Consider the following 21,229-nt stretch of genomic DNA (forward strand, 5'->3'; position numbering starts at 1 on the left):
GTATGAAAAATATATTTGATTTTCACTTTCATTTGTTATTTAAACATCTGATCAGTAAAAAAGATACCGGCCGTCTTCCACTGAACTCAAACTTTAAAACCAAAGGGCTAATGAGCGTCATCGATGAGTTTATGGGCAATGCATTCGACAGCCAGTCTTCACCAGCAATGGTGAAAAACAGTTCCCTGGGATACGGAGTGACGGCTCTGATGGCGATGGAATATGCGTTTGCCGAAAACATCAATGGTTTTTTTAAAGGCTTTAGCCCTTCGAAACTTCCCATCAGCTGGGATTTTATAGATCGTGTGAAAAACAGGGAAACTACCTATTTTGATCTGTTAAAAGAAGAAATAGCCTATTACCAATCCAATTATGCTGTGCTGGAAAATGATTTCAAAATAAAATTTATCAGCCGTAAAAGACCTCCTGCCGAAGATATTTTTAGCAATCAGCAGTATACCTATCTTGCATTTTCTGTGGAAGGCGCCCATAATTTTTCGGATGCTAAAATAAGAGATACGGCAGCAGCTACAGACCCGGAAAAATGCTATCGTGAAATTCAGGATGACCCCGATAATGTAGATCTTTTCAGCATCAATCTGGTTCATCTCAGCGAAATTCCTGAGCAGCATATGTGTGGTTTTGCGCAGGCTCTGAACGGAACGGCACAGATAGCCTTTCGAAGCGAAGACTTTATCCCCAAATCAGGTTTTGGAATTTCAGATAAGGGAAAAGACTTTATCCGTACCGTATTCCTGCATTTACATCCCTCTCTTATTGATATTAAGCATATGAGTGTTTTTTCCCGGCACAAATTTTATCAGTTCAGGGAAGAATTAGGGGCAGAGCATCCGGAAATACTCCGTTTACCGATTATTTCCTCCCATACCGGCTTTACATTTTCGTCAATAAAAGACTTTTTAGAACAGAAAAACTATCGTTCCACTTTCAGGTATGTTCAGGGAAAAACAATTTGTGAAATTCAGGCTAAAAACCAGGTAATAGGCAAAACAGATTTTCTTTTGAACAATAAATTATTTGGCAATCCATGGACCATCAATCTCTTTGATGAAGAAATTCTGGAAATCATGAAAAGCAACGGTCTTATAGGAATCTCAATGGATCAGCGGATTTTGGGAGCTGCCAAAAGTATGATGGATGGCTCCAGGCCTGAATATTTCAAAGATCCGGAAGCAATCCCTCTGTATGAATGGCGCAAGTGGTTTAAGGAGGGAACATTTGATCTGAAAGAGGCTTTCATTACTGAAGATAAAACGGACCGGGAGATAAGACATATCTATCTGCTGTGTGCACATATCCTGTATGCAGTAAGATTAGGATATTCGGAAATGAATTGGGTAGGAGAGCGCAGTCCATGGGATCATATCTGCATAGGATCTGACTATGACGGGCTTATCAATCCTATTAATCCTTATGATGATGTGACAACTTTAGGAAAACTTAGAAACGATCTTCTGGTCTACTTACCTATTGTAGACAAAAGACTGGAACCACTGAAAGACATCAGAGCATTTAAAAACAAAAATTCTGAGCCTATAGAAGAAAACTATCTTGTACAGTGTGTAGACAAATTTTTATCTGAAAATGGAAAGAACTTTTTGAAAAGGTATCTCAATAATTGGAAATAAAAATGAAACCTGTCAGGTTTAGAGGCCCATAGCATTCAACAAAAAAACAAAAACCATGAAACTAATTTTTAAAGGAGATCAGACCAATATTAAGACTGCTGTTGATAAAGCAAATGAAATCCTGAATAATCCAGCATTTTTTGAGGAAATTAAAAAAATCCCTGCGTTTTATAATACACAATTAACCCCTGTTCAGATTTCTGATATTCTCAGAGATGCCAAACAGGACGTTCAGGTAGAAACATATTGGAGGCTCAACCCGTTTAGACCGGGAACCTGTGTAAATGCCAAAACGGTGAGTGCCACTTTAATAAAGCTTAATACACGCTGCTTCAGCAACAATTTAAAAACTGCAGTCAATACACTGATTCACGAAAGTGTTCACGCTGCTGATTTTTTGGATGGAAACTGGGATTTTACCCATGTTGATAACAGCAATGAAGGAGAGGAAGATGGTACGGCGCCATGGATGATTGGTAAATTAGCAGAACAATTTGTTTAATGGCAGGTTAAAAAAAAACTGTAAAATATTTTTAAATTACTATCCAGGCCGTATATTAGCATAAAGAGATTTACAGCCCAATGAAATACAAATATTTACTTTACATTCCGCTACTTACAATTATTTCCTGTAATAAGTCAGAGCAAAAAGCGAAGAATTCTGATTCTGTGACTCCGGAACCATCAGTTGCATTGTCATCAGTACAAAAAGAGGGAGAGAAAGAAATATCCTGGAAAGGTCTTCTGAATGGAAAGACGCCTGTATTTATGCATTACCAGCTGGATGGTAATTTAATTGCTGGAGAAATCACCTACCTGAATACTAAAAACAAATTACCTATCACGATTTTAGGAACCATTGAGGATGACCATAGCTACAGGATTTTAGAATTTGAAAAGTCAGGAAATATAACGGGTATTATCACCGGAAAGCCAACAGATGGTACTTTCACGGGAAGCTGGTTTTCACCCAAAATTAAAAAAGAACTTGTACTTAACCTTGTCAAGAAGGATACAGCTGCCATCTCAAAGCAGACAGAAGCAAAACTGGACGATATTTTCGGGCATTATCATTATCAGTATGGCGATGCCGGCTATCAGGGAGATCTGGAAATTAAAAAATTACCGGATTCAAAAGCCGTTTTTGGAATTACATCCGTTACCGGGGAACCTGCAAGAAATCTTGCACAGATAGATGAGGATACCATCAGTCTGAAAACAACCGGTTTTACCTATAAGCTGTCTGATGCAGAAGACTGTGAATTCAGGGTAAAGTTCTATAAAGGATTTGCTGTCGTTCAGTATACTCAGGGAGCATGTAGCGGGCAATTCGGAATGAATGCGACGGTTGAAGGGATATATGTAAAGACAAAATAATAATTTAGGATACGGAACGTTTAATCCGTGGTAAGATAAATCAAATTGTACAGATCCGGCTGTAACAGATTATACAGTCGGATGATTGACAATGCATCATTCACATTAAAAAAGATGAATAGTATAAAAAGAACCTGGATTATATTGGGAATTTTCTTTGTCTTTATTTTTTCAGGGTGTTCCATCCCGACAGATTTTTACATTCAAAATCTGACCGGGACACCTAAGGTATTAAAGATCAATTATAAAAAAGGGGCTTTCGACAGGTTTTCTGAAGATTCTTACGGTACATTCAGTTTCAACTATGAAAATGATATTGTAAGCCCAAAGTTTTTCAAAAAGAATAGAAAAAACCTGAAGTCCCTGGAAAAAAAGGCAGACAGTTCCGGTACAACCATTACAATAGAAGCCCATTCAACCGTACGGATCGAAAAAACGCACAATTTCTACTGGAGCTGGAATATTGAAAATATTGAAATTGACGGTAAAAGATACAACAGTAAAGATCTGGAAGAGAAATCTGAAAAGATTAAGGACGATTATATCTTTAAAATTGAAAAGTAATTTCCGGTTAATTTTGTTTTTTTAGTAAGTTTACCTGAAAGAAAACTGTAAAAACATTCCATGAAAAAAATTATACTAAGCTCAAGTCTGCTTGCTGTACTATTTTCCTGCAGTAAAAACACTGAAAATTTTGAAAGCTCTTCATCTTCTCAGACAGATCCGGTTTCCATTGACAATTTGAATATTCAGACCAATTCTTTTACAGAAATTGATAGTACGGGAATGCTCATGTTTCCGTTGCAAATGGGACAGAATCCCAGAAAAGACGGTGAATATTCCTATAAGCAAATGCCGGATAACGGATATTGGAACATTGTCTTTCTGAACTCAAATACCAACGAATATCATCTGCTTACTGAGAATAAAGTCATGATCATTAATTATGATTATAAATATAATACTCACGAAGGCACTGATATATCCAAAAAAACAGATCATATTTTTTATAATATAAGAAGCAAGGATTATAATAAAGATAAGCTGCTTAATGAAAAAGATCCGGTTTACCTTTTTGTTTCTGATAAGTCAGGTAAAAAATTAAGACAGATTTCACCGGCAGACTATGACCTGAACAGCTGGAAATATATTCAGTCTTCTAATAAAGTCATTATGACGGCTACAAAAGACAGCAATAAAAATGACATATTTGATAATGAAGATGAAATTTCAACCTTTGAAATTATCCTGGACCAGTCCGAAACCCCAAAAGAAGTTTTTCAGCCCGATCTGAAAAATAAGCTGAAAAAGCTCTATGACAGGGATTGGAAAAAAATAAAATAAGTATAATAAAGATCTGAATATAAACATGGCTGAAAAAATATCTGTAATAGAAAACGATATACAGGACAGAAGTTCTCTGGCCTGGAAGAAGCTTTGTGACTATATAGATAAAACAGCTTCGGAAAACGGTGAAGAATTTTTACCGGCAGAAGAGCTTGGGTGGGAACTGTTTTCTCAGATCCATACTCTGCCGGAAACCATATCAAAGCTGAAGAATGTAAAAAATATGATACTTTATGGCAGCAAACTGAAAAGAATTCCACCGGAAATCGGGGAAATGGAAGCCCTTGAAAACTTTGTTCCGTACACTTCATATGATTTGCATTGGTTTCCTTACGAGATTACAAAATGCAGGAAGCTTGTCAACAGTACCGTGAGTACAAGGGCATTGTATGGAAATAAAAAAAACAGGTTGGTTTTTCCTCTTTTAGATCATAACCCGGTCCGGTATTTTGGACGAACGGTAAATTGTAGTGTTTGTAATAAGATCATGACGTATGAACAAACCAATCAGTTTTGGATTTCCTTATGGGTCGGGACAGATGTATTGCCATTACTGGCCAACGTATGTTCAGAATACTGTAAGAACAGTCTGCCTGAACCTCCGGAAAATTATATTCAGTTTCCCCATAAAGGCGGGAATACATTACCACGCATTCTTACCGAAGACGAACGTTTCGATTTAGAAATAGAAAAAGAGGAAGAAAGAGAAGGGCGTGCAGAAGAAGGAATATAATTAGGGTTCTCATTTTTCATATCCAGACTGTATTTCGATTTTGAGTTGTTTTGCATATTGACTTGGAGACATTCCCGTCATCTTTTTAAAGTTCCGGTTAAAACTTGTTTTGGAATTAAAGCCACATTCAAAAGCCAGTGACAGTAATGTATACTGCTTGCTTTCAGGCTGTAAAAGCAGCTGTTTGAAAGCTTCTGCCCTTAGGGTATTGATATAATCATAAAAATTTTTTCCTTCTTTGGAATTAATGACCTGGGAAAGCATGCCGGGCTGTATATCCAACATTTTGGCCAGATCTCCTAATGTAAGTTCGGAATCTTTATAGCATTCTTTTTCCTTCATCAAAAGTGTAAGTCTTTCCTGAATTTCAATGGCTTTGGAGTCCTCAAGCTTTGTTTTTTCATATTTTATATGGTCAGCTGCTTCTGAAACGGATTCCGCTGCTGACAATACATCACTTTCAAGTACAATGGGACGGATTACCTCATGAGCTGATGATACGTTAGAAAAAATACCAACCTGACGGATTCCGAAATACCCGATGAAAAAAATAAATAATCCAACGGCAATATAAAGAACCTGTACCGGTTGTATAAAAATCACAACAACCCATATAAGTCCCATCCCGAAAATAAGATACCGCATCCAGTTAAGAGTAATCTTGTCTGTATTCGAAAACTGCCCCACAATATTGCGCCGGTGTTTGTGCAATAGAATGAGTGATCCTGCTACATAAGCAACACCTGAAATCATAATGGCAGCAACCATACCTTTAAATAAAGTTTTGAAAAAGGGCTGGGTTGATAATGTATTGAACTGTACTGACGGAAGTATAAAAATCAGTAGACCTGCCACAGATACCGCCGGAATAAAATGAATAATATACCGTCTCTCATTACGTTGCTGCCCACTTAAAAATAAAATATACAGATAGAGAAAAGGACCATGAAGAAAAGGCAATGGTAATTCCCATCCCAGTAGCATAGGTACTTTATAAATAACTCCGGAAGCATAGCCTGCAATAAACAGCAGATGGATCACGGCAAAAAAGAACCAGGCACAAAGAATCCTGTCAGCAGTACTTTTGTGCTGTTTGCTGATCAGTATAATGAAAAGAAACAGTGATATTGAAATTCCGCCTATATAAATAAGCTCCCAGCCTATTGCCATTGTTATAAAAAATCAAAAAGTAAAAATAGCAAATAATCAGACGTATATATTTCTGCTCAGCGATTTATTTATATTATATTTTTTATTTATAGAGTTTGATTCCAAGTCCCACTTCCAGATAGACCAGATGGGTTAGTGTTCCCTGTGGATAATACCTTATGGGGCTGAAAGGAAGATACAGCCTTGTATCAAACGTATATCTCTTTTTTCCCACCGAAAGCTCATACATTAGCCCGTAATCGGTAACTGTTTGATGAGTGCTGATGCTTATTCTGTCAAGTTCCGGATGTTCCAGTGTTTCTTTAAAGGCAATATGCCTTACCCCTCCCAACGCCAGTAAAGTATGCCGGGTTTTTCCTTTTTTTCCATACAGCGAATAACCAATCCCGAATTTCTGGGACAAAGAATAATTGTAGTGGGTTTTGATGTATTGAGGATTATTGCCGAATATCAAAAAGCTGGTCATAGAGTGGGAAGCTGCAGAGAATCTGTAGTTTAACGGCCGGAGCACCATAACGGATATGGTTGGTTTTACCGGACTTCCTGTAGCACCGATAGCAGGCTTTATTTCAAGGATCTTTTCCTGCCTGATGGTATCCTGTGCCTGTAACTGCATACCGATAATTGCAGGAAGACAAATCAATAATAAACGCATATAAGATATTAAGGTTGGTGAAAATAAAAAGAGATTGCTTTTCGGATATTGGGTTTTTTAGAACCCAGATGGTCCAGTCCGACGGCCATATGATATCCCTGGGAAAATCCTTTATAATGTTGATGGAGGACCTGGCGAAAGGCTTCTATAGGCGGAAGCATTCCCCCTTCTTCAAGTCCCCCTGCGGCTAGAAAGAATCTACCATTTCGGGACTGGTTTCCGGCCCTGTTTTTTTTTTCGTTAAGAAGAGCGATCTGGTCTCCAATCCAAAGAGAGGGGCTCAGGCAAAGATAATTTCCAAAAGTATCAGGATAATTGGTAAAGCAATAGGTGCCCAGAAGTCCCCCGGCCGAATGCCCTAAAATAGTCCGGTCTTCCCGTGCAGAAGCAGCATGGAAATCCTTTTCCAGTTTGGGAATCAGTTCTTCATTAATGACCCTTACAAATTCATCCGCACGGCCTTTCCCATCTTTATAAGGAACGGGAAGATAATCATCTAATCTGTCATTGCCCCAGCCGATACCCACAACAAGAATATCATAACGTTGGAAATTTTCAGATTGTTTTTGAACCTCCCGGGCTGCAAAATCAAAATCCCATTTCGAATCTAAAACATACAATGTTTTATATTTTGAGGCAGCAGAATAATTTTTTGGCAATGCCACTTTGATAGGATAAGTACTTCCGTTGATAGAGGAGGTAAAACTAAATTCCCTTACATATTGCTGATCAAATTCATCTTCCCGGCAGGAGATCAGGAAAAACAGCATGATACCAAGGCATGTGATAATTGATATTTTCATTGAGATCGGTTTTTACTGCAGCATTTTCTTTAATGTTGACAATGCAAAAGTAATGGCGTCATTGAGTCTAAACGCTCCATCCTATAAGGTGGTCTTTATTTTAAGTATCTGTTATTCAGATTGTTGATCGTGGGCTGTTTTTGGAGTGATAATAATCAAAGTAAATAAGAGTTTCCGGATCTTTATTCAGAGGAAGCAGTTCATAATTGGGATAAAAGTGAACGTTTTCAGTAAACAGGAATATTTTAAATTTTAGGATTTTCCGGCAATGGAAGATGAAAAAAACAGGATGTAAAATCTGTTATTTTTTTGCGGATTTATTTATAAATTAGAGCGTTATAAATAAAAGCTTCAACCATAGTAAAAAACGGATAAAAAATTTCATCAAACTAAGCAACAGCCATGGCAGAATATTACGCAAAATCAAACAATTCTTTATCTTTCGAAGTGATGGATGATGATCAGCCGCTAGGGAAACTTACCTACAGCAGCTGGTTTAGTTTTAACGCTGAAATAGAGACTTTGGATCACACTTATCAGGTTGAGCCAAAGGGATTCTGGGGAACAACCATAGAACTGAAAGATAATGATAAGGTACTGCTTAAGTTCCGTATGAACTGGAACGGGGAAATTGTGATGCAGACTTATTTTGATGAGATAAAGAGTGGTTATCTTTTTAAGCATAGAGGAATTTTTAAAGACTCATTTGTATTGACAGATCAGCACGGGACAGAACTTTTTGTAATGAAGCCGCATCTGAAATGGAATACCCTGAATTATGAATATCAGATTATTACCTCTGAAAGCTTTGATGTACTGTCAAATAAAGAAATATTGTTACTCAACTCATTACATTGCGCCAATTATTATATGTCAATGATGGCAGTCGTTTAAAAACGGAGATGAGCAGGTATTCCGATTAAGTATTTGAGTTTCTTGCAGAATTGATGGATGGCTTATTATTGATCAGGTTTTGGCTAAAGCCAATGGAATGGTTTATAAAACAGAAAACGGGCTGAAGCCCGTTCCCGTTGAATCATATTCCCGCAGAGAGATGCGGTTTTTTCGGTACTATTTTACCAGTTTGTTTTGATTCCTTAATGCCTGTTATCACAATTAATGGTAAGATCTTTCTCGTTTTTATCTAAAAAAGTAATGGAAGGGCAACCGAAAGACTGCACCATAAATCCGAAAGCTACAGGAGGTTTCCCTTTGAAAAGATAACCGGTCCATTGCATGGCATTGGCACCATCAGTACCTATTCCGTTGAGTGGAGAGAATTCTGCACCGTCGCTGCCTGCTATGGTTATTGTTTTTTCAAATGTTTTTTCATTGCGGTCATTGATGACTGCGAGCTTACGTTCCATCACGATATCATCTTCAAGATATTCCTGCAGATAATAGGTAAGGTTTTCATATTGAGCCTGATAAGTATTTCCTGCTTTAAGTTTGGATGCGCCAAAATATTTTTTTGAAACATCAGGGCTTGATTTCTTCCATGCAAAAGGCTTCATTTTACCTTCGATGAAGGGGTTTTTATTTCCAAAATAGGCAACAGCATTGTTATATTGGTCATAAATATCGTTATTCTGTCGGGCGGCAAGTTGAAAACCTACCATATAAGAAGCCGGGTCCACTTCATTACCTTCCATAGAATAGGTATCCAGATAAGCAACGGCTTTCAGCTTATGTAACGGAAGCTTCTGAAGCCTGTTGAATTCATAATTATAGAGGTAAAGCGAATCATTTTCGGTAAGATGAAGACCATCCAGCATTTTCTTTCTGTGCTGTGGATCGAGTTCCAGGTATTGCAGCTGTTCATAAGGAACATTCTTTTGGTTTTTAAAGACATCTTCCTGTATAGAGTGAGGTTCGGTATAAATATCTGATACGGAAATAAAAACATCTGCCAGAGCGTCCTTCTGTGCGGAAGAAATCAGGCTGATGCTGTAAATATTGAAATTGCTGTAGTTTATTTTATCTTCAGCTTTTGCTGTTTTAATAGAATCGGCAGTTGGTTTTGCTGTATTCTCCACTGCTTTCTTTTCTTCTTTCTTACAACTGACAATGGCCAGTGGAAGAGATAAAAGCACCAGGGCTGTTTTGATCTTCATACGCATTCTTTGCATAATTGTTATTTTGAGTTATAATTGGTAATAAGGTTCTGAGAAATATTTGCTGGGTTTAATATAGGCTGTTTTTCTGTCGGCATCAATGATCCAGATAAACCTCCGAAGCATATCTGCTCCAAAATAGCTGGTTTTCTGTGTTTTGAGCTCTCCTGCGAAAAAACCTACAGAAGGATTTTTAAACACAGTATTTCCCAGTTTAAAAAAAGGAAGTACGGCCTGCTTTGTAATCAGGCTTTGTCCTTTAGAATTTTTCAGTGTTTTTTCACCTGTTACTTTCAGTTTTTTATCCAGTTCTTTTTCCTCCGCAAAGCTGTTACTGTAAAGAAGGCCACCTGAATAACCGGACTGAAGTAAGAAGTATTCTTCCTGCTGGTGCTTTCCATCAACAACATTATCACCGGAAATATAAAAAAAGTCATGATCTGCAAAAATCTGAAGAGGCTGGAATTCCTTTACATCAGGCTGCTGGTCATAAATAACAAACTGATTATTGTCGTAATCTATTTTAAAGGCTTTTCCCTGGAAAAGGCCGGTTCCGATCTTTCCATCCGCTTCATGTCCTGTAAGCTCATTATCAAAAAAACGGACGTTTTGCAGCGTAAGATTGCCGATTTCTACGGTATTGCCATCACTGACTTCTTCTTTGTTGAAAACGATATGATCCGCTTTCCGCTGTCTTTGAGGAGAGATAGAGCAGTCCTTCATGGCAATCTGGAACATAAGATCCAGGGAATCTTTTTTGTTGACCAGGGTCTTTACAATGATATTGTTATGTCTGGTGATCCGGAAAGGAATGGTATGCTGCGCTTTTATACCAAAGCATCCGGCAGTGATAAGCAAAAAGAGCGTTGTTTTTTTGAGCATTATAGTGATTAGTGTTTAAACCTTAAAATTACCTATTATCTTTGGAAAAGCAAATAATAAAAGTGAAATGGTTGAAAAATTGCTACAAAGCGGAATCCGTTGGGAAAAGAAAGAATTCAGACGGAATGAGTTCCTGAAGATCTCCGGCAGTACAGACACTTCTATCTATTTTATTGAAAGCGGCAGTATCCGGATTTTTATAATGGATGAAAATGAAGAGAGAATCATCCGTTTCGGATACACCGGTAATATCATTGTCAGTATGGATTCCTTTTTATCAGGAAAACCATCGGATTTTTATATTCAGGCGATTAAAAAAACATCAGTTAAAGTTGCTTCAAAAAAGGATTTTTATGAGTTCATACAGTCGGATGAAGCACATATGAAATTCTGGATGCATATTCTGGAAGATCTTGTGCTCCAGCAGCTGGAAAGGGAAAAGGACCTGCTTACCAGTGCTCCCGGAGAACGTTTTGAAAGAGTTTTAAAGCGGAGTCCGAAGCTGTTTCAGGAAGTTCCCAATAAATATATCGCCAATTATCTGAGAATGTCACCGGAAACCTTATCAAGGCTTAAAAAATCTTGAGTTCAGTCAATATTTAAGAACAGACAGATCCGGAAATTTGTATAAAAGAATAAAAATGAAATTTTCAACCTCAGAATTATTGGATGAATTAAAAAACAGGACACAGCAGCATTTACACTTTGCTGAAATGTTGTCTGTAAAGCCGGAAGGTGATCTTAATTTCAGACTTTCAGAAGACAGCTGGAGTGCATTGGAATGCCTGGAGCACCTCAATCGGTATGGAGATTTTTATATCCCTGAGATCAAACACAATATTAATTCAGCCGGGAAACCTTCACGACCTTATTTTAAACCGGGGATTCTTGGGAACTATTTTGCCAAAAGCATGCTTCCCAAAGAGAAACTGAATCCAATGAAAACGCTTAAACAAATGAATCCTATTTACAGTCGTTTGGATAAAACCGTAATTGATACATTCACAGAGCAGCAGAAAAAATTACTTCAATTATTAGAAGACGCACAGTATGTTGACCTGGAAAAGACAAAAACAGCGATCAGTATTTCAAAGCTGATCAGACTGAAGCTGGGGGATACTTTCCGGTTTGTTATTTATCATAATGAAAGGCATATTGAACAGATAAAAAGAATTTTAGTACATAAAAAAGAAGAGAAAATCTCCCAAAAAGCTTAATTTTAAGCTAATGGAATTTATATCTCAAAAAACAATACAAACCCCGCTGGGTGAAATGATCGCCTGTGCTGTAGATCAGGGAATCTGCCTGCTTGAATTCACAGACCGGAAGAATATTGAAAAACAGTTAAAGTCATTATCAAAAGCTTTGAAAGCTGACATTGCGGAAAAAGAACATCCTCATTTCAGGCAGCTGGAAGCAGAGCTGAAAGAATACTTTGAAGGAAAAAGAAGTCATTTCGAAGTTCCGCTGTTTACAACGGGAACAGAATTTCAGGAGAAAGTATGGCAGCTTCTGCGTGAAATTCCGATGGGTGAGATAAGGACCTATAAACAGCAGTCAGAATTCCTGGGCAACCCGAAAGCGATCCGTGCGGTAGGAACGGCTAACGGAATCAATAAAATTGCCATCCTGATTCCCTGTCACCGTGTAATTGGTTCCAACGGAGAACTGGTAGGCTATGCCGGCGGGATCTGGAGAAAACAAAAACTGCTGGAACTGGAAAAGGCGATTTTGTTTTGAACCTGAACTTTACTTTCAAAGAGTAATAAAAAATAGATGTTCATTTTTCGGTTGTATGACATCTGTTAATCCTTCTACTTTTGAATAAAAAAATATGATCAGTTTTAAACAGTTACATTATGGTGAAGAGCCATTACTTTTGGGTAATGTATGGAATGTTGAAAGTGCAGGAGTATACGAAAAGCTGGGCTATAAAGCACTGGCAACTTCAAGCTCGGCGGTGGCACTTAGCTTAGGATACGAGGACGGAGAACAGATATCTTTCGAAGAATATTTTTATATCATTAAGAGGATAAAAGCTTCTGTATCAATTCCTTTATCAGTAGATCTGGAAGCAGGATATGGTCTTGAAAATGATACCATCGTATCCAATATTCTGAAACTTTTAGAAATAGGAGTATCAGGAATTAATATTGAAGATACTTATGTTATTGAAGGAGAAAGAAAATTGACAGAAAAAAATATCTTCTGCGAAAGACTGAAAGACATTTTTATCAAATTAGGTGAAAACAGAGACAAAATTTTTATCAATGTACGGACAGATCCTTTTTTACTGAATATGGAGAATGCACTGGAAGAAACCCTGGAGAGAATTAAACTCTTTGAAGAACTTAAGGCTGATGGTGTTTTCGTTCCCGGAGTGATTTCTGAAAATGATATCAGAACAATTGCAGCATCTACGGGTCTTCCTGTGAATGTGATGGGACTTCCTGATTTACCGGATTTTGACACGCTTAAAAAATTGGGGGTCAAAAGAATTACTTCAGGTGCTTTTGTGTACAGACAAATTTATAAAGAGCTGGAAAAAACAGTTCAGAAGATTACAGATGAGAGAAGCTTTTCTACCCTTTTTATTTAATTATGAAACTCACAGGAAAAATAATGTACGAAGCATCTTATACCAAAGATGTTTCCTTTGAAGGAATATTCTGGATGGGAGTGAAGACTACAGGAATATTCTGCAGACCGACCTGTACAGCAAGGAAACCTAAATTTGAAAATGTAGAGTTTTTCTTCAGTACCAAAGATGCAATGCTAAAAGGTTACCGGCCCTGTAAAGTATGCAGGCCTTTGGAAAACCTCAATGCAACACCGCAATATATCAAAGAACTGCTTAAAGAAATTGCAGAGGATCCCACCTTGAAATTTAAAGATTATGACCTTGTCAAAAGAGGGCTGGAGCCGGCGACTGTCCGCAGATGGTTTTTGAAACATCATGGACTAACGTTTCATGCTTTTCAGAGAATGTCAAAGCTTAATACAGCATTTAAAAAACTACAGCAGGGAGCATCAGTTACTGACGTTGCATTTGATACAGGTTATGAAAGTCTCAGTGGTTTTAATGACAGCTTTAAAAATATCTTTGGAGTGTCGCCTAAGAATAATACGATGGAGAAAATTATTGATCTGAAGAGAATTGAAACAATGCTGGGAACGATGATAGCCTGTGCCGATGAAAATGGAATCTGCCTTCTCGAGTTTTCTGACAGAAAAGCGCTTCCCACAGAACTGAAGAGTATTGCGGAATATTGTAAAGCGAATATCATACAAGGTGAAAATCCCCATTTTCATACCCTGGAAAAACAGCTTTCCGAATATTTTGAAGGAAAAAGAACCAAATTTACAGTGCCCCTTTCCCTGGTAGGAACAGCTTTTCAGAAGGAGGTATGGAATATTCTGCAGGAGATTCCCTATGGTGCAACCAGGAGCTACCGGGAACAGGCTGATATCCTGGGAAATCCTAAATCAGTAAGAGCGGTGGCAAATGCGAATGGTCTGAATAAAATATCTATTCTCATACCTTGTCATCGCGTGGTAGGAAGTAATGGACAGTTGACCGGATATGGGGGAGGGATCTGGAGAAAACAAAAACTGCTGGAACTGGAAAAGGCGATTTTGTTTTAATACCTTTATTTTCAATAGATTTTAACTTGTTTTAACAGGAACTTTTAAAGCGATACTGTTATAGAATTATATCGGTAAAACAAAAATTATTGAAGCCGGAGAAAGCTATTTTATTTTGATTTTTGTAATTTTAAACAAAAATTTACACGTGAAAAAGTTATTAGCAGCAGTTTGCATTTCAGTTTCAGCATTCAGTTTTGCACAGGACTATTCAGTACCGGCAGCAAGTCCGCGTCAGAAGGTAGAGCAGCAGTTTTCAATGTCCAAGATCACGATCGACTACGGAAGACCGGGAGTGAAAGGACGTAAGATCTTCGGAGAATTGGTTCCTTATGGTCAGGTTTGGAGAGCAGGAGCAAACTCCTCTACAAAAATTACATTCGGACAGGCCGTTAATTTCGGAGGAAAAACAGTTCCTGCAGGTACCTACGGACTATTCATCGTTCCTACAGAAAAAGAATGGAAAGTGATCCTGAATAAAGACTTCCAGCAATGGGGCGCTTATACCTATGATCCTAAGCAGGATGTAGTAGACGTTACCGTACCGGTGAACAAACTGGCAGACAAGCAGGAGTGGTTTGAAATTACCCTGAATCCTACAGACGAAAACTCTGGAAATCTTGTGATCAAGTGGGATATGGCTCAGGCTGAGGTTCCGTTGAAGCCATCCAAACTGGATACCGTGATCAAGATTTCTGATAAACTGAAAGAAATCAAGAAAATAGAATCAGATTCCACTAAAAAAAGCTAGCATGAATTTTTCTGTTCAGACTGTTTTAGAGAATGAAGAATATCAATTAATCCCCTTACAGCAAGGGGATTTTGAGTCTTTATATGAAGTAGCCTCCGATCCAAAGGTTTGGGAACAGCATCCCAACAAAGACCGGTACAAAAGGGAAGTGTTTGAAAGCTTTTTCAGAGGAGCTATGGAGAGTAAGGGAGCTTTTAAAATTGTAGAGAAAGCTACAGGAGATGTATTGGGAAGCAGCCGCTATTATAATTTTGATGAAGCAGATCATCATATTTTCATCGGCTATACTTTTTACGGCACGAAATCCTGGGGAAAAGGCATCAATCCACAGATCAAAAAGCTGATGCTGGATTATATCTTCCAGTTTGTAGATAAGGTACATTTTCATATCGGGAAAGAGAACTTCCGCTCACAAACCGCTTTGGAAAGATTGGGAGGCATCAGGATTGCAGAAGAGGAGGTGGCTTATTTTGCCGAACCTACCCGTACTAATTTTGTATACGAAATCAAAAAAGAAAATTGGATATGAAAAAATATAAGATCCAGCAATCGCCGTTTGTAGTGCCTACTACGGATGGAAAGCTTATTGAGGAACATTGGGGAAATTCTACAGGCAATTCCAATGTTTCCATTGCTCATATGGTGGCACCTCCGGATTGGAGTGAGCCTCACCAGACCCCTGAGTTTGATGAGTTCACCTACATTATTTCAGGGAAAAAACAGTTTGAAATAGATGGTGAGATCGTTACACTGGAAAAAGGGCAGAGCATCCTGATTGAAAAAGGTGCCAGAATCCGGTACAGCAACCCGTTCTCAGAAGCTTGTGAATACCTTGCGATCTGTCTTCCTGCGTTTTCTATGGAGCTGGTGAACAGGGAAGAGGAAGGAGTAGATTAGTATATAATATAACAATGTACCAATTTTGATATTGGTACATTGTTACACTGAGTTTTATTTCAGTATTTCTTTCAGGAACATCAGCGTATGGTTCCATGCTCTCTTAGCCATCACTTCATTATAATCCGGAGACTTCGGATCGGTGAAGGTATGTTTTGAGTGGGCATACGTGATGATCTGCCAGTCTGCATTTCCGTCATTCATTTCTTTGATCAGGTTGTTGTAATCCTCAGGGGTTACGCCTCTGTCGTCAGCTGGGTTTTCAACCAGGATTTTAGCAGTAAGTTTTTCATTTTTTCTGCTCTGATCTCTGCCCAGGCTTCCGTGAATGGAAACAACGCCTGCAACAGGCAGATTTCCTCTTGCGGATTCCAAAGCACCGGTTCCCCCGAAACAATACCCGATGACCGCTGTCTTATCAGCTATCGCTCCGTTTTTCTTCAGCTGCTCTAATGCCAGCGAAATCCGTTTTTGGTATTCCTGGTAATTCTGTTTGTAATAACCAGAGCTTTTGGCTGCAGATTCATTATCTGCCGGGATCTTGCCTTCGCCATAAATATCGGCAATGAAGGCAATATAACCTTGTTTTTCCAGCTCTATGGCTGCTGTTTTGGCTTCTTCATCAATCCCTTTCCAGGCTGGGAGAATCAGTACTCCCGGAAGTTTTTTTCCTGCATTTGATGTGATCAGGCCGTTCAGTTTCTGTGGGCCGTCCTGATAGGTTACTGTTTTGAGCTTCTGGCTGAAAAGAGTTCCTGAAGCTACCATCAATGTGGTGAGTAAAATGGATCGTATCATATCGTTATTTTGTAATGGTAAGGTGAAATTTTTTTTCTTATATCTATAAGAAATCCTCAACTAAATTACTTAAAATAACTTAATTGAGGATGAAATATATTGTATATAAAATCATTACATTTTTACCCCTAAAACAGTAAGCTCCTGCTCAAGATTGGTATCGAGTGTTACATGAATGGTTGCAAAACCTAACGACCGGGCCATTTCAATATTCTTTGGATTGTCATCAATAAAAACAGATTCACCGGCCTGTATATGGTATCTTTCTAATAGGATGTGCCAGATTGCAGGATCAGGTTTGATGAGTTTTTCTGTGCCCGAAACAACAATTTTACCATCAAAAATCTGGAAAAAATCATAATTTTCCAACGCATAAGGAAACGTTTCTGCAGACCAGTTTGTCAAACCGAATAACTGATAATCCGTATTCTTCAGTTTTCTTAAAACATCTACATTCTGAGGAATGTCACTCTTCAGCATCACCGTCCAGTTATCATAGTAAGCTCTGATCTCTTTTTCCCATTCAGGGAATTTTTTTATCTGAATTTCAGTCCCTTCCGATAGGCTTCTTCCTCTGTCCTGTTCAATATTCCATTCATCCTGAGCGATATTTTCCAGAAAATATTCCATTTTATCGTCATCATTGAAGTAATCTTTAAAGAAATATCTTGGGTTCCAGTCCATTAATACACCACCAAAATCGAATATAATGTTTTTTATTTTCATAATAATTACTATTGCTGTGAATTCCTGTTTTTTTTATTCCGGTCTGTAAAACCGGTACTGCCCATCTTCATAATAAGCATTGATATGCTGCAATCCGTTGGTCAGGATAATTTCCCTGGCTCCGATAATGGAATTATACCTGGCGGTCTGCTCAAATGTTTTTTCGGTTAATTTGATCTGGGGAGCTTTACATTCGATCAGGACTACGGGTTCTGTTTTTTCAGTAATCAGCAGATCAACTCTCTTGGTAAGACCGTTCAGAACGATCTTTTTTTCCGTGATCAGTGCTGAGGTAGAATAGGATTTTACCGTAAGATAATAGTGGACCCAGTGCTGTCTTACCCATTCCTCAGGAGTGAGCAGAAGATAAGTTTTACGAACCAAATCATAAATAAAAAACTTATCTTTGTCTTTCTTGAATTTAAAATCAAAAGTTTCCTGAAAATTCAGTTTTGGAAGTTCCATTAATAAGATGAAAGAATTAGATTTAATCCTCAAAAATATTAAAAATAAAGAAGTTTTACCTATTTATTTTTTTCACGGAGAAGAAGCCTACTTTATTGACCTTGCCGTAAAAGCCCTTGAACACAATTTCCTGGAGGAAGATGAAAAAGCTTTCAACCAAACCGTTACTTACGGAAAAGATACTTCTTATCAGGAAGTGCTTTCTCTGGCAAGACAGTTTCCGATGATGGGTGATAAGCAGGTGATCATTGTGAAGGAGGCCCAGGATCTGAAATTTAATGAAGAGGAAAACAGGATTCTGGAAGCTTATGTAGAAAATCCCGTACCTTCTACTGTACTGGTTTTTGCCCATAAACACAAAAAACTGGACAGCAGAAAAAAAGCGGCCAAGGCCCTGGATAAAGCCAAAGCACTTTTTCTGAGCGAATCGGTAAAGGACGGAAATCTTCCCAAATGGATTGCTGATGAATGTACCAGGCTCAACATCAAAACAGCACCCAATATTTCCCACCTTCTGGCAGAATATCTCGGGAATGACCTTTCAAGAATTGCCAATGAACTGAACAAGCTGAAGATCATCCTTAAAGAAAATGAAGTGCTGGACGGAACGATTATTGAAAATCATATCGGGATCAGTAAAGAATACAATATTTTTGAGCTTCAGAAAGCTTTAGGAACCAAAAATGCCAATGCAGCCTTTAAGATTGCTCATTTTATGGGAAAGAATCCTAAAAACAACCCTTTTGTAATGATGCTTGCAAGCCTTTACAACTATTTTTCTAACGTCATTATTTACCAGACCATGGCAGGGCAGCCTCAGCAGACGATTGCCTCCCAGATGGGCGTTCATCCTTATTTCATCAAAGATTATGCGGAAAGTGCAAGACTGTATCCTTTAAAACATGCGACAAGGGTCATTTCTATTCTAAGGGAGTTTGATATGAAAGGAAAAGGACTGGGAGCTGTGAATATGGGAGAAGCAGAGCTGATCAAAGAACTGGTCTATAAGATCATTAATGTGGATAAGATCAAGATGAAAGTATAGTGAGGAGATGATGGATCTAGACGGAGAGATGATAGATAAGGTACAGATGTTTTTATTGATCAGCTTTAACCCGTATCTGTCTTCCAACCCTTCATTGACAATCCGCATATCTGATATTGACAAGTATCATTAAAATAACTTTAAAAAGACGGTAAAAATTACGAAATTAGCGGTCTTAATTAAATTAAAATCTTTTTTCGAACAAAATAAATTATGGAGCAAAACATTTTAGATTGTGTGATCGTAGGATCCGGGCCTTCTGGTTTCACAGCTGCTATCTATGCAGCAAGAGCAGACTTAAAACCTGAATTGTATACAGGTCTGGAGCCGGGCGGACAATTAACAACCACTACGGAAGTTGATAACTTTCCAGGGTATCCGGCCGGGATTACAGGTCCTGAAATGATGATGGATCTGCAAAAACAGGCAGAAAGATTTGAAACAAAGGTACATTATGAAATGATCACCAAAGCTGAATTCTCTAAAGAAAGAGGCGGTGTTCACAAACTATATGCAGGAAACAAAGAGATTCTTGCCAAAACAGTTATCATCTCTACAGGAGCTACGGCAAAATATCTGGGCCTTGAAGACGAGAAAAAATATGCAGGAGGCGGGGTTTCTGCCTGTGCTACATGTGATGGCTTCTTCTACAGAGGAAAAGACGTGGTAGTAGTAGGTGCAGGTGATACGGCGGCTGAAGAAGCCACTTATCTTGCCAAATTATGTAAGAAAGTTACCATGCTGGTAAGAAAAGATGTTTTCAGAGCTTCAAAAGCAATGATCCACAGAGTGGAAAATACTCCGAATATCGAAGTGAAATTCCACCACGAGCTGATCGGTATTGAAGGTGAAAACAGCCTGGTAGAAAGAGCAGTGATCATCAACAACCAGACTCAGGAAAAATCTACAGTGGATGTGGAAGGGATCTTCATCGCTATCGGTCACAAGCCGAATACGGATATCTTCACAGGCCAGGTAGATCTTGATGAGAACGGCTATATTCTTACAGAAAAAGGATCTTCAAGAACCAATCTTCCGGGAGTATTTGCTGCAGGAGATGTACAGGATCATATCTACAGACAGGCTATTACTGCTGCAGGAAGCGGGTGCATGGCTGCAATGGATGCGGAGAAATACTTAGCTGAATTGCATTAATATTCAGTTTTTAAAAATAATATAAAGCGTGCCTTAGGGTGCGCTTTTCTTTTGGACGTATCGCAGTTCAGTTAGATTTTTATCTTCTTTGTTAAACGCAAAGGCGCAAGTTTTTTTTCTAACTTGATGTATATTTTAAGGCGCAAGAAAATCAGAGATTTTCAGCAAGAGTTTACGTGATTTTTACAACTGTAATCTATGTTTCTATGTTGTTTATTTTTTCAACCGCAGAGACATAGTTTTTTATTTTGTATAAATTATTTGTACTCATGGCAGTTATAAATGGCCTTAATTTTATCGGAGATAAAATCCTTGCGCCTTAAAAAGCATTCTTTTAATATTACTTGCGCCTTTGCGATTAACCAACCCATACATAATATTTAATACAAATATTTCATTGGATTTATAAAACAGGTAATAAAAACATTAATATATTTACAGACTTTTAGACCCTTAAGTTTTTAGAGCGAGATGTATGCTAACAGAACACCTAAACCTTGTGAAAATCTCAGTTTTCACTAAATAAAAACGGATAAAAATGAAAAAAGTAACAGCCATCGGAGGAATCTTCTTCAAGTGTAAAGATCCTGAACAGGTAAACGATTGGTATAAAACCCATTTGGGAGTAGAAACCAGCCCATATGGAACCAAATTCGACTGGAGAGAAACAGACTCCGAAAAAAAGGGATATACCTTATGGAGCCCGTTCAAAGAATCTACCCAGTATTTTGAGCCTTCGGAGAAAGACTTTATGATCAATTACCACGTAGCAAATATTGAAGCACTGGTAGAAGAATTAAAAAAAGAAGGAGTTACCGTCCTGGATGAGATCGCCACTTATGAATATGGAAAATTTGTTCATATCATGGATCCGGAAGGCAATAAAATTGAATTGTTCGAACCGGCAGGAGAGTAAAAGGGTGATGGTTTTACCCATACACCTTTTCCCATTGTCATTCAGGCGTAGGAAAAATCCCAGACATTTATAAGGTTTTTCCTACATCAGATGACTGTTTA

The 21,229-nt window shown here is 38.1% G+C and carries 26 protein-coding genes; 18 read left to right on the top strand and 8 right to left on the bottom strand.

Annotated features, from left to right (window positions below; genetic code table 11):
- The first annotated feature begins 2 nt into the window (after positions 1–2).
- The 6 genes from BBI00_RS02925 (at position 3) to BBI00_RS02950 (ending at position 5,106) form a co-directional block, all read left to right on the top strand.
- Positions 3–1,649, top strand: coding sequence for an amidohydrolase family protein (locus BBI00_RS02925; RefSeq protein ID WP_065397364.1), 1,647 nt, complete (start codon positions 3–5; stop codon positions 1,647–1,649).
- A gap of 55 nt (positions 1,650–1,704) precedes the next feature.
- Positions 1,705–2,151 (top strand): hypothetical protein, encoded by a 447-nt coding sequence (locus BBI00_RS02930; protein ID WP_065397365.1) that lies wholly within the window; start codon positions 1,705–1,707, stop codon positions 2,149–2,151.
- Positions 2,152–2,231: 80 nt separating this feature from the next.
- Positions 2,232–3,026, top strand: a complete 795-nt coding sequence (locus BBI00_RS02935) for a hypothetical protein (RefSeq protein ID WP_065397366.1) — start codon at positions 2,232–2,234, stop codon at positions 3,024–3,026.
- A 114-nt stretch (positions 3,027–3,140) separates the two neighbouring features.
- Complete coding sequence (locus BBI00_RS02940; protein ID WP_065399593.1) at positions 3,141–3,590, top strand: hypothetical protein; 450 nt, start codon at positions 3,141–3,143, stop codon at positions 3,588–3,590.
- 60 nt (positions 3,591–3,650) lie between these two features.
- Positions 3,651–4,370, top strand: a complete 720-nt coding sequence (locus BBI00_RS02945) for a hypothetical protein (protein WP_065397367.1) — start codon at positions 3,651–3,653, stop codon at positions 4,368–4,370.
- 25 nt (positions 4,371–4,395) lie between these two features.
- Positions 4,396–5,106, top strand: a complete 711-nt coding sequence (locus tag BBI00_RS02950) for a hypothetical protein (protein ID WP_083988406.1) — start codon at positions 4,396–4,398, stop codon at positions 5,104–5,106.
- Between the two features lie 9 nt (positions 5,107–5,115).
- On the opposite strand, the gene BBI00_RS02955 is transcribed toward BBI00_RS02950, so the two are convergent.
- From BBI00_RS02955 to BBI00_RS02965, 3 genes are all read right to left on the bottom strand, one after another.
- Positions 5,116–6,276 (bottom strand): AraC family transcriptional regulator, encoded by a 1,161-nt coding sequence (locus BBI00_RS02955; protein WP_065397369.1) that lies wholly within the window; start codon positions 6,274–6,276, stop codon positions 5,116–5,118.
- An 82-nt stretch (positions 6,277–6,358) separates the two neighbouring features.
- Positions 6,359–6,931 (bottom strand): hypothetical protein, encoded by a 573-nt coding sequence (locus BBI00_RS02960; RefSeq protein ID WP_123902216.1) that lies wholly within the window; start codon positions 6,929–6,931, stop codon positions 6,359–6,361.
- A gap of 8 nt (positions 6,932–6,939) precedes the next feature.
- Complete coding sequence (locus tag BBI00_RS02965) at positions 6,940–7,734, bottom strand: alpha/beta hydrolase (protein ID WP_083988407.1); 795 nt, start codon at positions 7,732–7,734, stop codon at positions 6,940–6,942.
- Positions 7,735–8,136: 402 nt separating this feature from the next.
- On the opposite strand from BBI00_RS02965, the gene BBI00_RS02970 reads away from it, so the two are divergent.
- The gene (locus BBI00_RS02970; protein ID WP_065397372.1) at positions 8,137–8,628 is read left to right on the top strand and encodes a hypothetical protein; all 492 of its coding nucleotides are present in this window, start codon (positions 8,137–8,139) and stop codon (positions 8,626–8,628) included.
- Between the two features lie 203 nt (positions 8,629–8,831).
- On the opposite strand, the gene BBI00_RS02975 is transcribed toward BBI00_RS02970, so the two are convergent.
- Positions 8,832–9,848 (bottom strand): hypothetical protein, encoded by a 1,017-nt coding sequence (locus tag BBI00_RS02975; protein ID WP_065397373.1) that lies wholly within the window; start codon positions 9,846–9,848, stop codon positions 8,832–8,834.
- A 30-nt stretch (positions 9,849–9,878) separates the two neighbouring features.
- Complete coding sequence (locus tag BBI00_RS02980) at positions 9,879–10,730, bottom strand: hypothetical protein (RefSeq protein WP_065397374.1); 852 nt, start codon at positions 10,728–10,730, stop codon at positions 9,879–9,881.
- A gap of 67 nt (positions 10,731–10,797) precedes the next feature.
- Between BBI00_RS02980 and BBI00_RS02985 the strand changes: the two genes are divergently transcribed.
- From BBI00_RS02985 to BBI00_RS03020, 8 genes are all read left to right on the top strand, one after another.
- The gene (locus BBI00_RS02985) at positions 10,798–11,316 is read left to right on the top strand and encodes a Crp/Fnr family transcriptional regulator (RefSeq protein ID WP_065397375.1); all 519 of its coding nucleotides are present in this window, start codon (positions 10,798–10,800) and stop codon (positions 11,314–11,316) included.
- Between the two features lie 55 nt (positions 11,317–11,371).
- A complete protein-coding gene (locus BBI00_RS02990; protein WP_065397376.1) occupies positions 11,372–11,947 on the top strand; it encodes a DinB family protein in 576 nt (191 codons plus the stop codon).
- 10 nt (positions 11,948–11,957) lie between these two features.
- Positions 11,958–12,470: a methylated-DNA--[protein]-cysteine S-methyltransferase gene (locus BBI00_RS02995; RefSeq protein WP_065397377.1), complete on the top strand. Its 513-nt coding sequence runs from the start codon at positions 11,958–11,960 to the stop codon at positions 12,468–12,470.
- Positions 12,471–12,564: 94 nt separating this feature from the next.
- Entirely contained in the window at positions 12,565–13,329 is a 765-nt protein-coding gene (locus BBI00_RS03000) for an isocitrate lyase/PEP mutase family protein (RefSeq protein WP_065397378.1), read from the top strand.
- Between the two features lie 2 nt (positions 13,330–13,331).
- Positions 13,332–14,375, top strand: coding sequence for a bifunctional transcriptional activator/DNA repair enzyme AdaA (locus BBI00_RS23710; RefSeq protein WP_065397379.1), 1,044 nt, complete (start codon positions 13,332–13,334; stop codon positions 14,373–14,375).
- A 148-nt stretch (positions 14,376–14,523) separates the two neighbouring features.
- Positions 14,524–15,126, top strand: a complete 603-nt coding sequence (locus BBI00_RS03010; RefSeq protein WP_065399594.1) for a DUF2911 domain-containing protein — start codon at positions 14,524–14,526, stop codon at positions 15,124–15,126.
- 1 nt (position 15,127) lies between these two features.
- Positions 15,128–15,655, top strand: a complete 528-nt coding sequence (locus BBI00_RS03015; protein ID WP_065397380.1) for a GNAT family N-acetyltransferase — start codon at positions 15,128–15,130, stop codon at positions 15,653–15,655.
- Entirely contained in the window at positions 15,652–16,023 is a 372-nt protein-coding gene (locus BBI00_RS03020; RefSeq protein ID WP_065397381.1) for a cupin domain-containing protein, read from the top strand. The genes BBI00_RS03015 and BBI00_RS03020 overlap by 4 nt, the downstream gene beginning before the upstream one ends.
- 54 nt (positions 16,024–16,077) lie before the next feature.
- Here BBI00_RS03020 and BBI00_RS03025 read toward each other — a convergent pair whose 3' ends face one another.
- The 3 genes from BBI00_RS03025 to BBI00_RS03035 all read right to left on the bottom strand — a co-directional run bounded on the left by BBI00_RS03025 (position 16,078) and on the right by BBI00_RS03035 (position 18,012).
- A complete protein-coding gene (locus tag BBI00_RS03025; protein ID WP_065397382.1) occupies positions 16,078–16,821 on the bottom strand; it encodes a dienelactone hydrolase family protein in 744 nt (247 codons plus the stop codon).
- Positions 16,822–16,935: 114 nt separating this feature from the next.
- Positions 16,936–17,547, bottom strand: a complete 612-nt coding sequence (locus tag BBI00_RS03030) for an HAD family hydrolase (protein ID WP_065397383.1) — start codon at positions 17,545–17,547, stop codon at positions 16,936–16,938.
- A 33-nt stretch (positions 17,548–17,580) separates the two neighbouring features.
- On the bottom strand, positions 17,581–18,012 hold the full coding sequence (locus BBI00_RS03035; protein ID WP_065397384.1) for a type I restriction enzyme HsdR N-terminal domain-containing protein: 432 nt from the start codon (positions 18,010–18,012) through the stop codon (positions 17,581–17,583).
- Positions 18,013–18,019: 7 nt separating this feature from the next.
- Between BBI00_RS03035 and holA the strand changes: the two genes are divergently transcribed.
- From holA to BBI00_RS03050, 3 genes are all read left to right on the top strand, one after another.
- Positions 18,020–19,057: a DNA polymerase III subunit delta gene (gene holA, locus BBI00_RS03040; RefSeq protein ID WP_065397385.1), complete on the top strand. Its 1,038-nt coding sequence runs from the start codon at positions 18,020–18,022 to the stop codon at positions 19,055–19,057.
- A gap of 213 nt (positions 19,058–19,270) precedes the next feature.
- Entirely contained in the window at positions 19,271–20,212 is a 942-nt protein-coding gene (gene trxB / locus BBI00_RS03045; protein WP_065397386.1) for a thioredoxin-disulfide reductase, read from the top strand.
- 538 nt (positions 20,213–20,750) lie between these two features.
- On the top strand, positions 20,751–21,128 hold the full coding sequence (locus BBI00_RS03050) for a VOC family protein (protein ID WP_065397387.1): 378 nt from the start codon (positions 20,751–20,753) through the stop codon (positions 21,126–21,128).
- Positions 21,129–21,229: the final 101 nt, after the last annotated feature.

The sequence above is a fragment of the Chryseobacterium arthrosphaerae genome (assembly GCF_001684965.1).
Taxonomy (GTDB): Bacteria; Bacteroidota; Bacteroidia; order Flavobacteriales; family Weeksellaceae; genus Chryseobacterium; species Chryseobacterium arthrosphaerae.

Coding starts and splice junctions, on each gene's coding strand:
- BBI00_RS02925 (WP_065397364.1), top strand. CDS start 3: ATGAAAAATATATTTGATTTTCACTTTCATTTGTTATTTAAACATCTG.
- BBI00_RS02930 (WP_065397365.1), top strand. CDS start 1,705: ATGAAACTAATTTTTAAAGGAGATCAGACCAATATTAAGACTGCTGTT.
- BBI00_RS02935 (WP_065397366.1), top strand. CDS start 2,232: ATGAAATACAAATATTTACTTTACATTCCGCTACTTACAATTATTTCC.
- BBI00_RS02940 (WP_065399593.1), top strand. CDS start 3,141: ATGAATAGTATAAAAAGAACCTGGATTATATTGGGAATTTTCTTTGTC.
- BBI00_RS02945 (WP_065397367.1), top strand. CDS start 3,651: ATGAAAAAAATTATACTAAGCTCAAGTCTGCTTGCTGTACTATTTTCC.
- BBI00_RS02950 (WP_083988406.1), top strand. CDS start 4,396: ATGGCTGAAAAAATATCTGTAATAGAAAACGATATACAGGACAGAAGT.
- BBI00_RS02955 (WP_065397369.1), bottom strand. CDS start 6,276: ATGGCAATAGGCTGGGAGCTTATTTATATAGGCGGAATTTCAATATCA.
- BBI00_RS02960 (WP_123902216.1), bottom strand. CDS start 6,931: ATGCGTTTATTATTGATTTGTCTTCCTGCAATTATCGGTATGCAGTTA.
- BBI00_RS02965 (WP_083988407.1), bottom strand. CDS start 7,734: ATGAAAATATCAATTATCACATGCCTTGGTATCATGCTGTTTTTCCTG.
- BBI00_RS02970 (WP_065397372.1), top strand. CDS start 8,137: ATGGCAGAATATTACGCAAAATCAAACAATTCTTTATCTTTCGAAGTG.
- BBI00_RS02975 (WP_065397373.1), bottom strand. CDS start 9,848: ATGAAGATCAAAACAGCCCTGGTGCTTTTATCTCTTCCACTGGCCATT.
- BBI00_RS02980 (WP_065397374.1), bottom strand. CDS start 10,730: ATGCTCAAAAAAACAACGCTCTTTTTGCTTATCACTGCCGGATGCTTT.
- BBI00_RS02985 (WP_065397375.1), top strand. CDS start 10,798: ATGGTTGAAAAATTGCTACAAAGCGGAATCCGTTGGGAAAAGAAAGAA.
- BBI00_RS02990 (WP_065397376.1), top strand. CDS start 11,372: ATGAAATTTTCAACCTCAGAATTATTGGATGAATTAAAAAACAGGACA.
- BBI00_RS02995 (WP_065397377.1), top strand. CDS start 11,958: ATGGAATTTATATCTCAAAAAACAATACAAACCCCGCTGGGTGAAATG.
- BBI00_RS03000 (WP_065397378.1), top strand. CDS start 12,565: ATGATCAGTTTTAAACAGTTACATTATGGTGAAGAGCCATTACTTTTG.
- BBI00_RS23710 (WP_065397379.1), top strand. CDS start 13,332: ATGAAACTCACAGGAAAAATAATGTACGAAGCATCTTATACCAAAGAT.
- BBI00_RS03015 (WP_065397380.1), top strand. CDS start 15,128: ATGAATTTTTCTGTTCAGACTGTTTTAGAGAATGAAGAATATCAATTA.
- BBI00_RS03020 (WP_065397381.1), top strand. CDS start 15,652: ATGAAAAAATATAAGATCCAGCAATCGCCGTTTGTAGTGCCTACTACG.
- BBI00_RS03025 (WP_065397382.1), bottom strand. CDS start 16,821: ATGATACGATCCATTTTACTCACCACATTGATGGTAGCTTCAGGAACT.
- BBI00_RS03030 (WP_065397383.1), bottom strand. CDS start 17,547: ATGAAAATAAAAAACATTATATTCGATTTTGGTGGTGTATTAATGGAC.
- BBI00_RS03035 (WP_065397384.1), bottom strand. CDS start 18,012: ATGGAACTTCCAAAACTGAATTTTCAGGAAACTTTTGATTTTAAATTC.
- holA (WP_065397385.1), top strand. CDS start 18,020: ATGAAAGAATTAGATTTAATCCTCAAAAATATTAAAAATAAAGAAGTT.
- trxB (WP_065397386.1), top strand. CDS start 19,271: ATGGAGCAAAACATTTTAGATTGTGTGATCGTAGGATCCGGGCCTTCT.
- BBI00_RS03050 (WP_065397387.1), top strand. CDS start 20,751: ATGAAAAAAGTAACAGCCATCGGAGGAATCTTCTTCAAGTGTAAAGAT.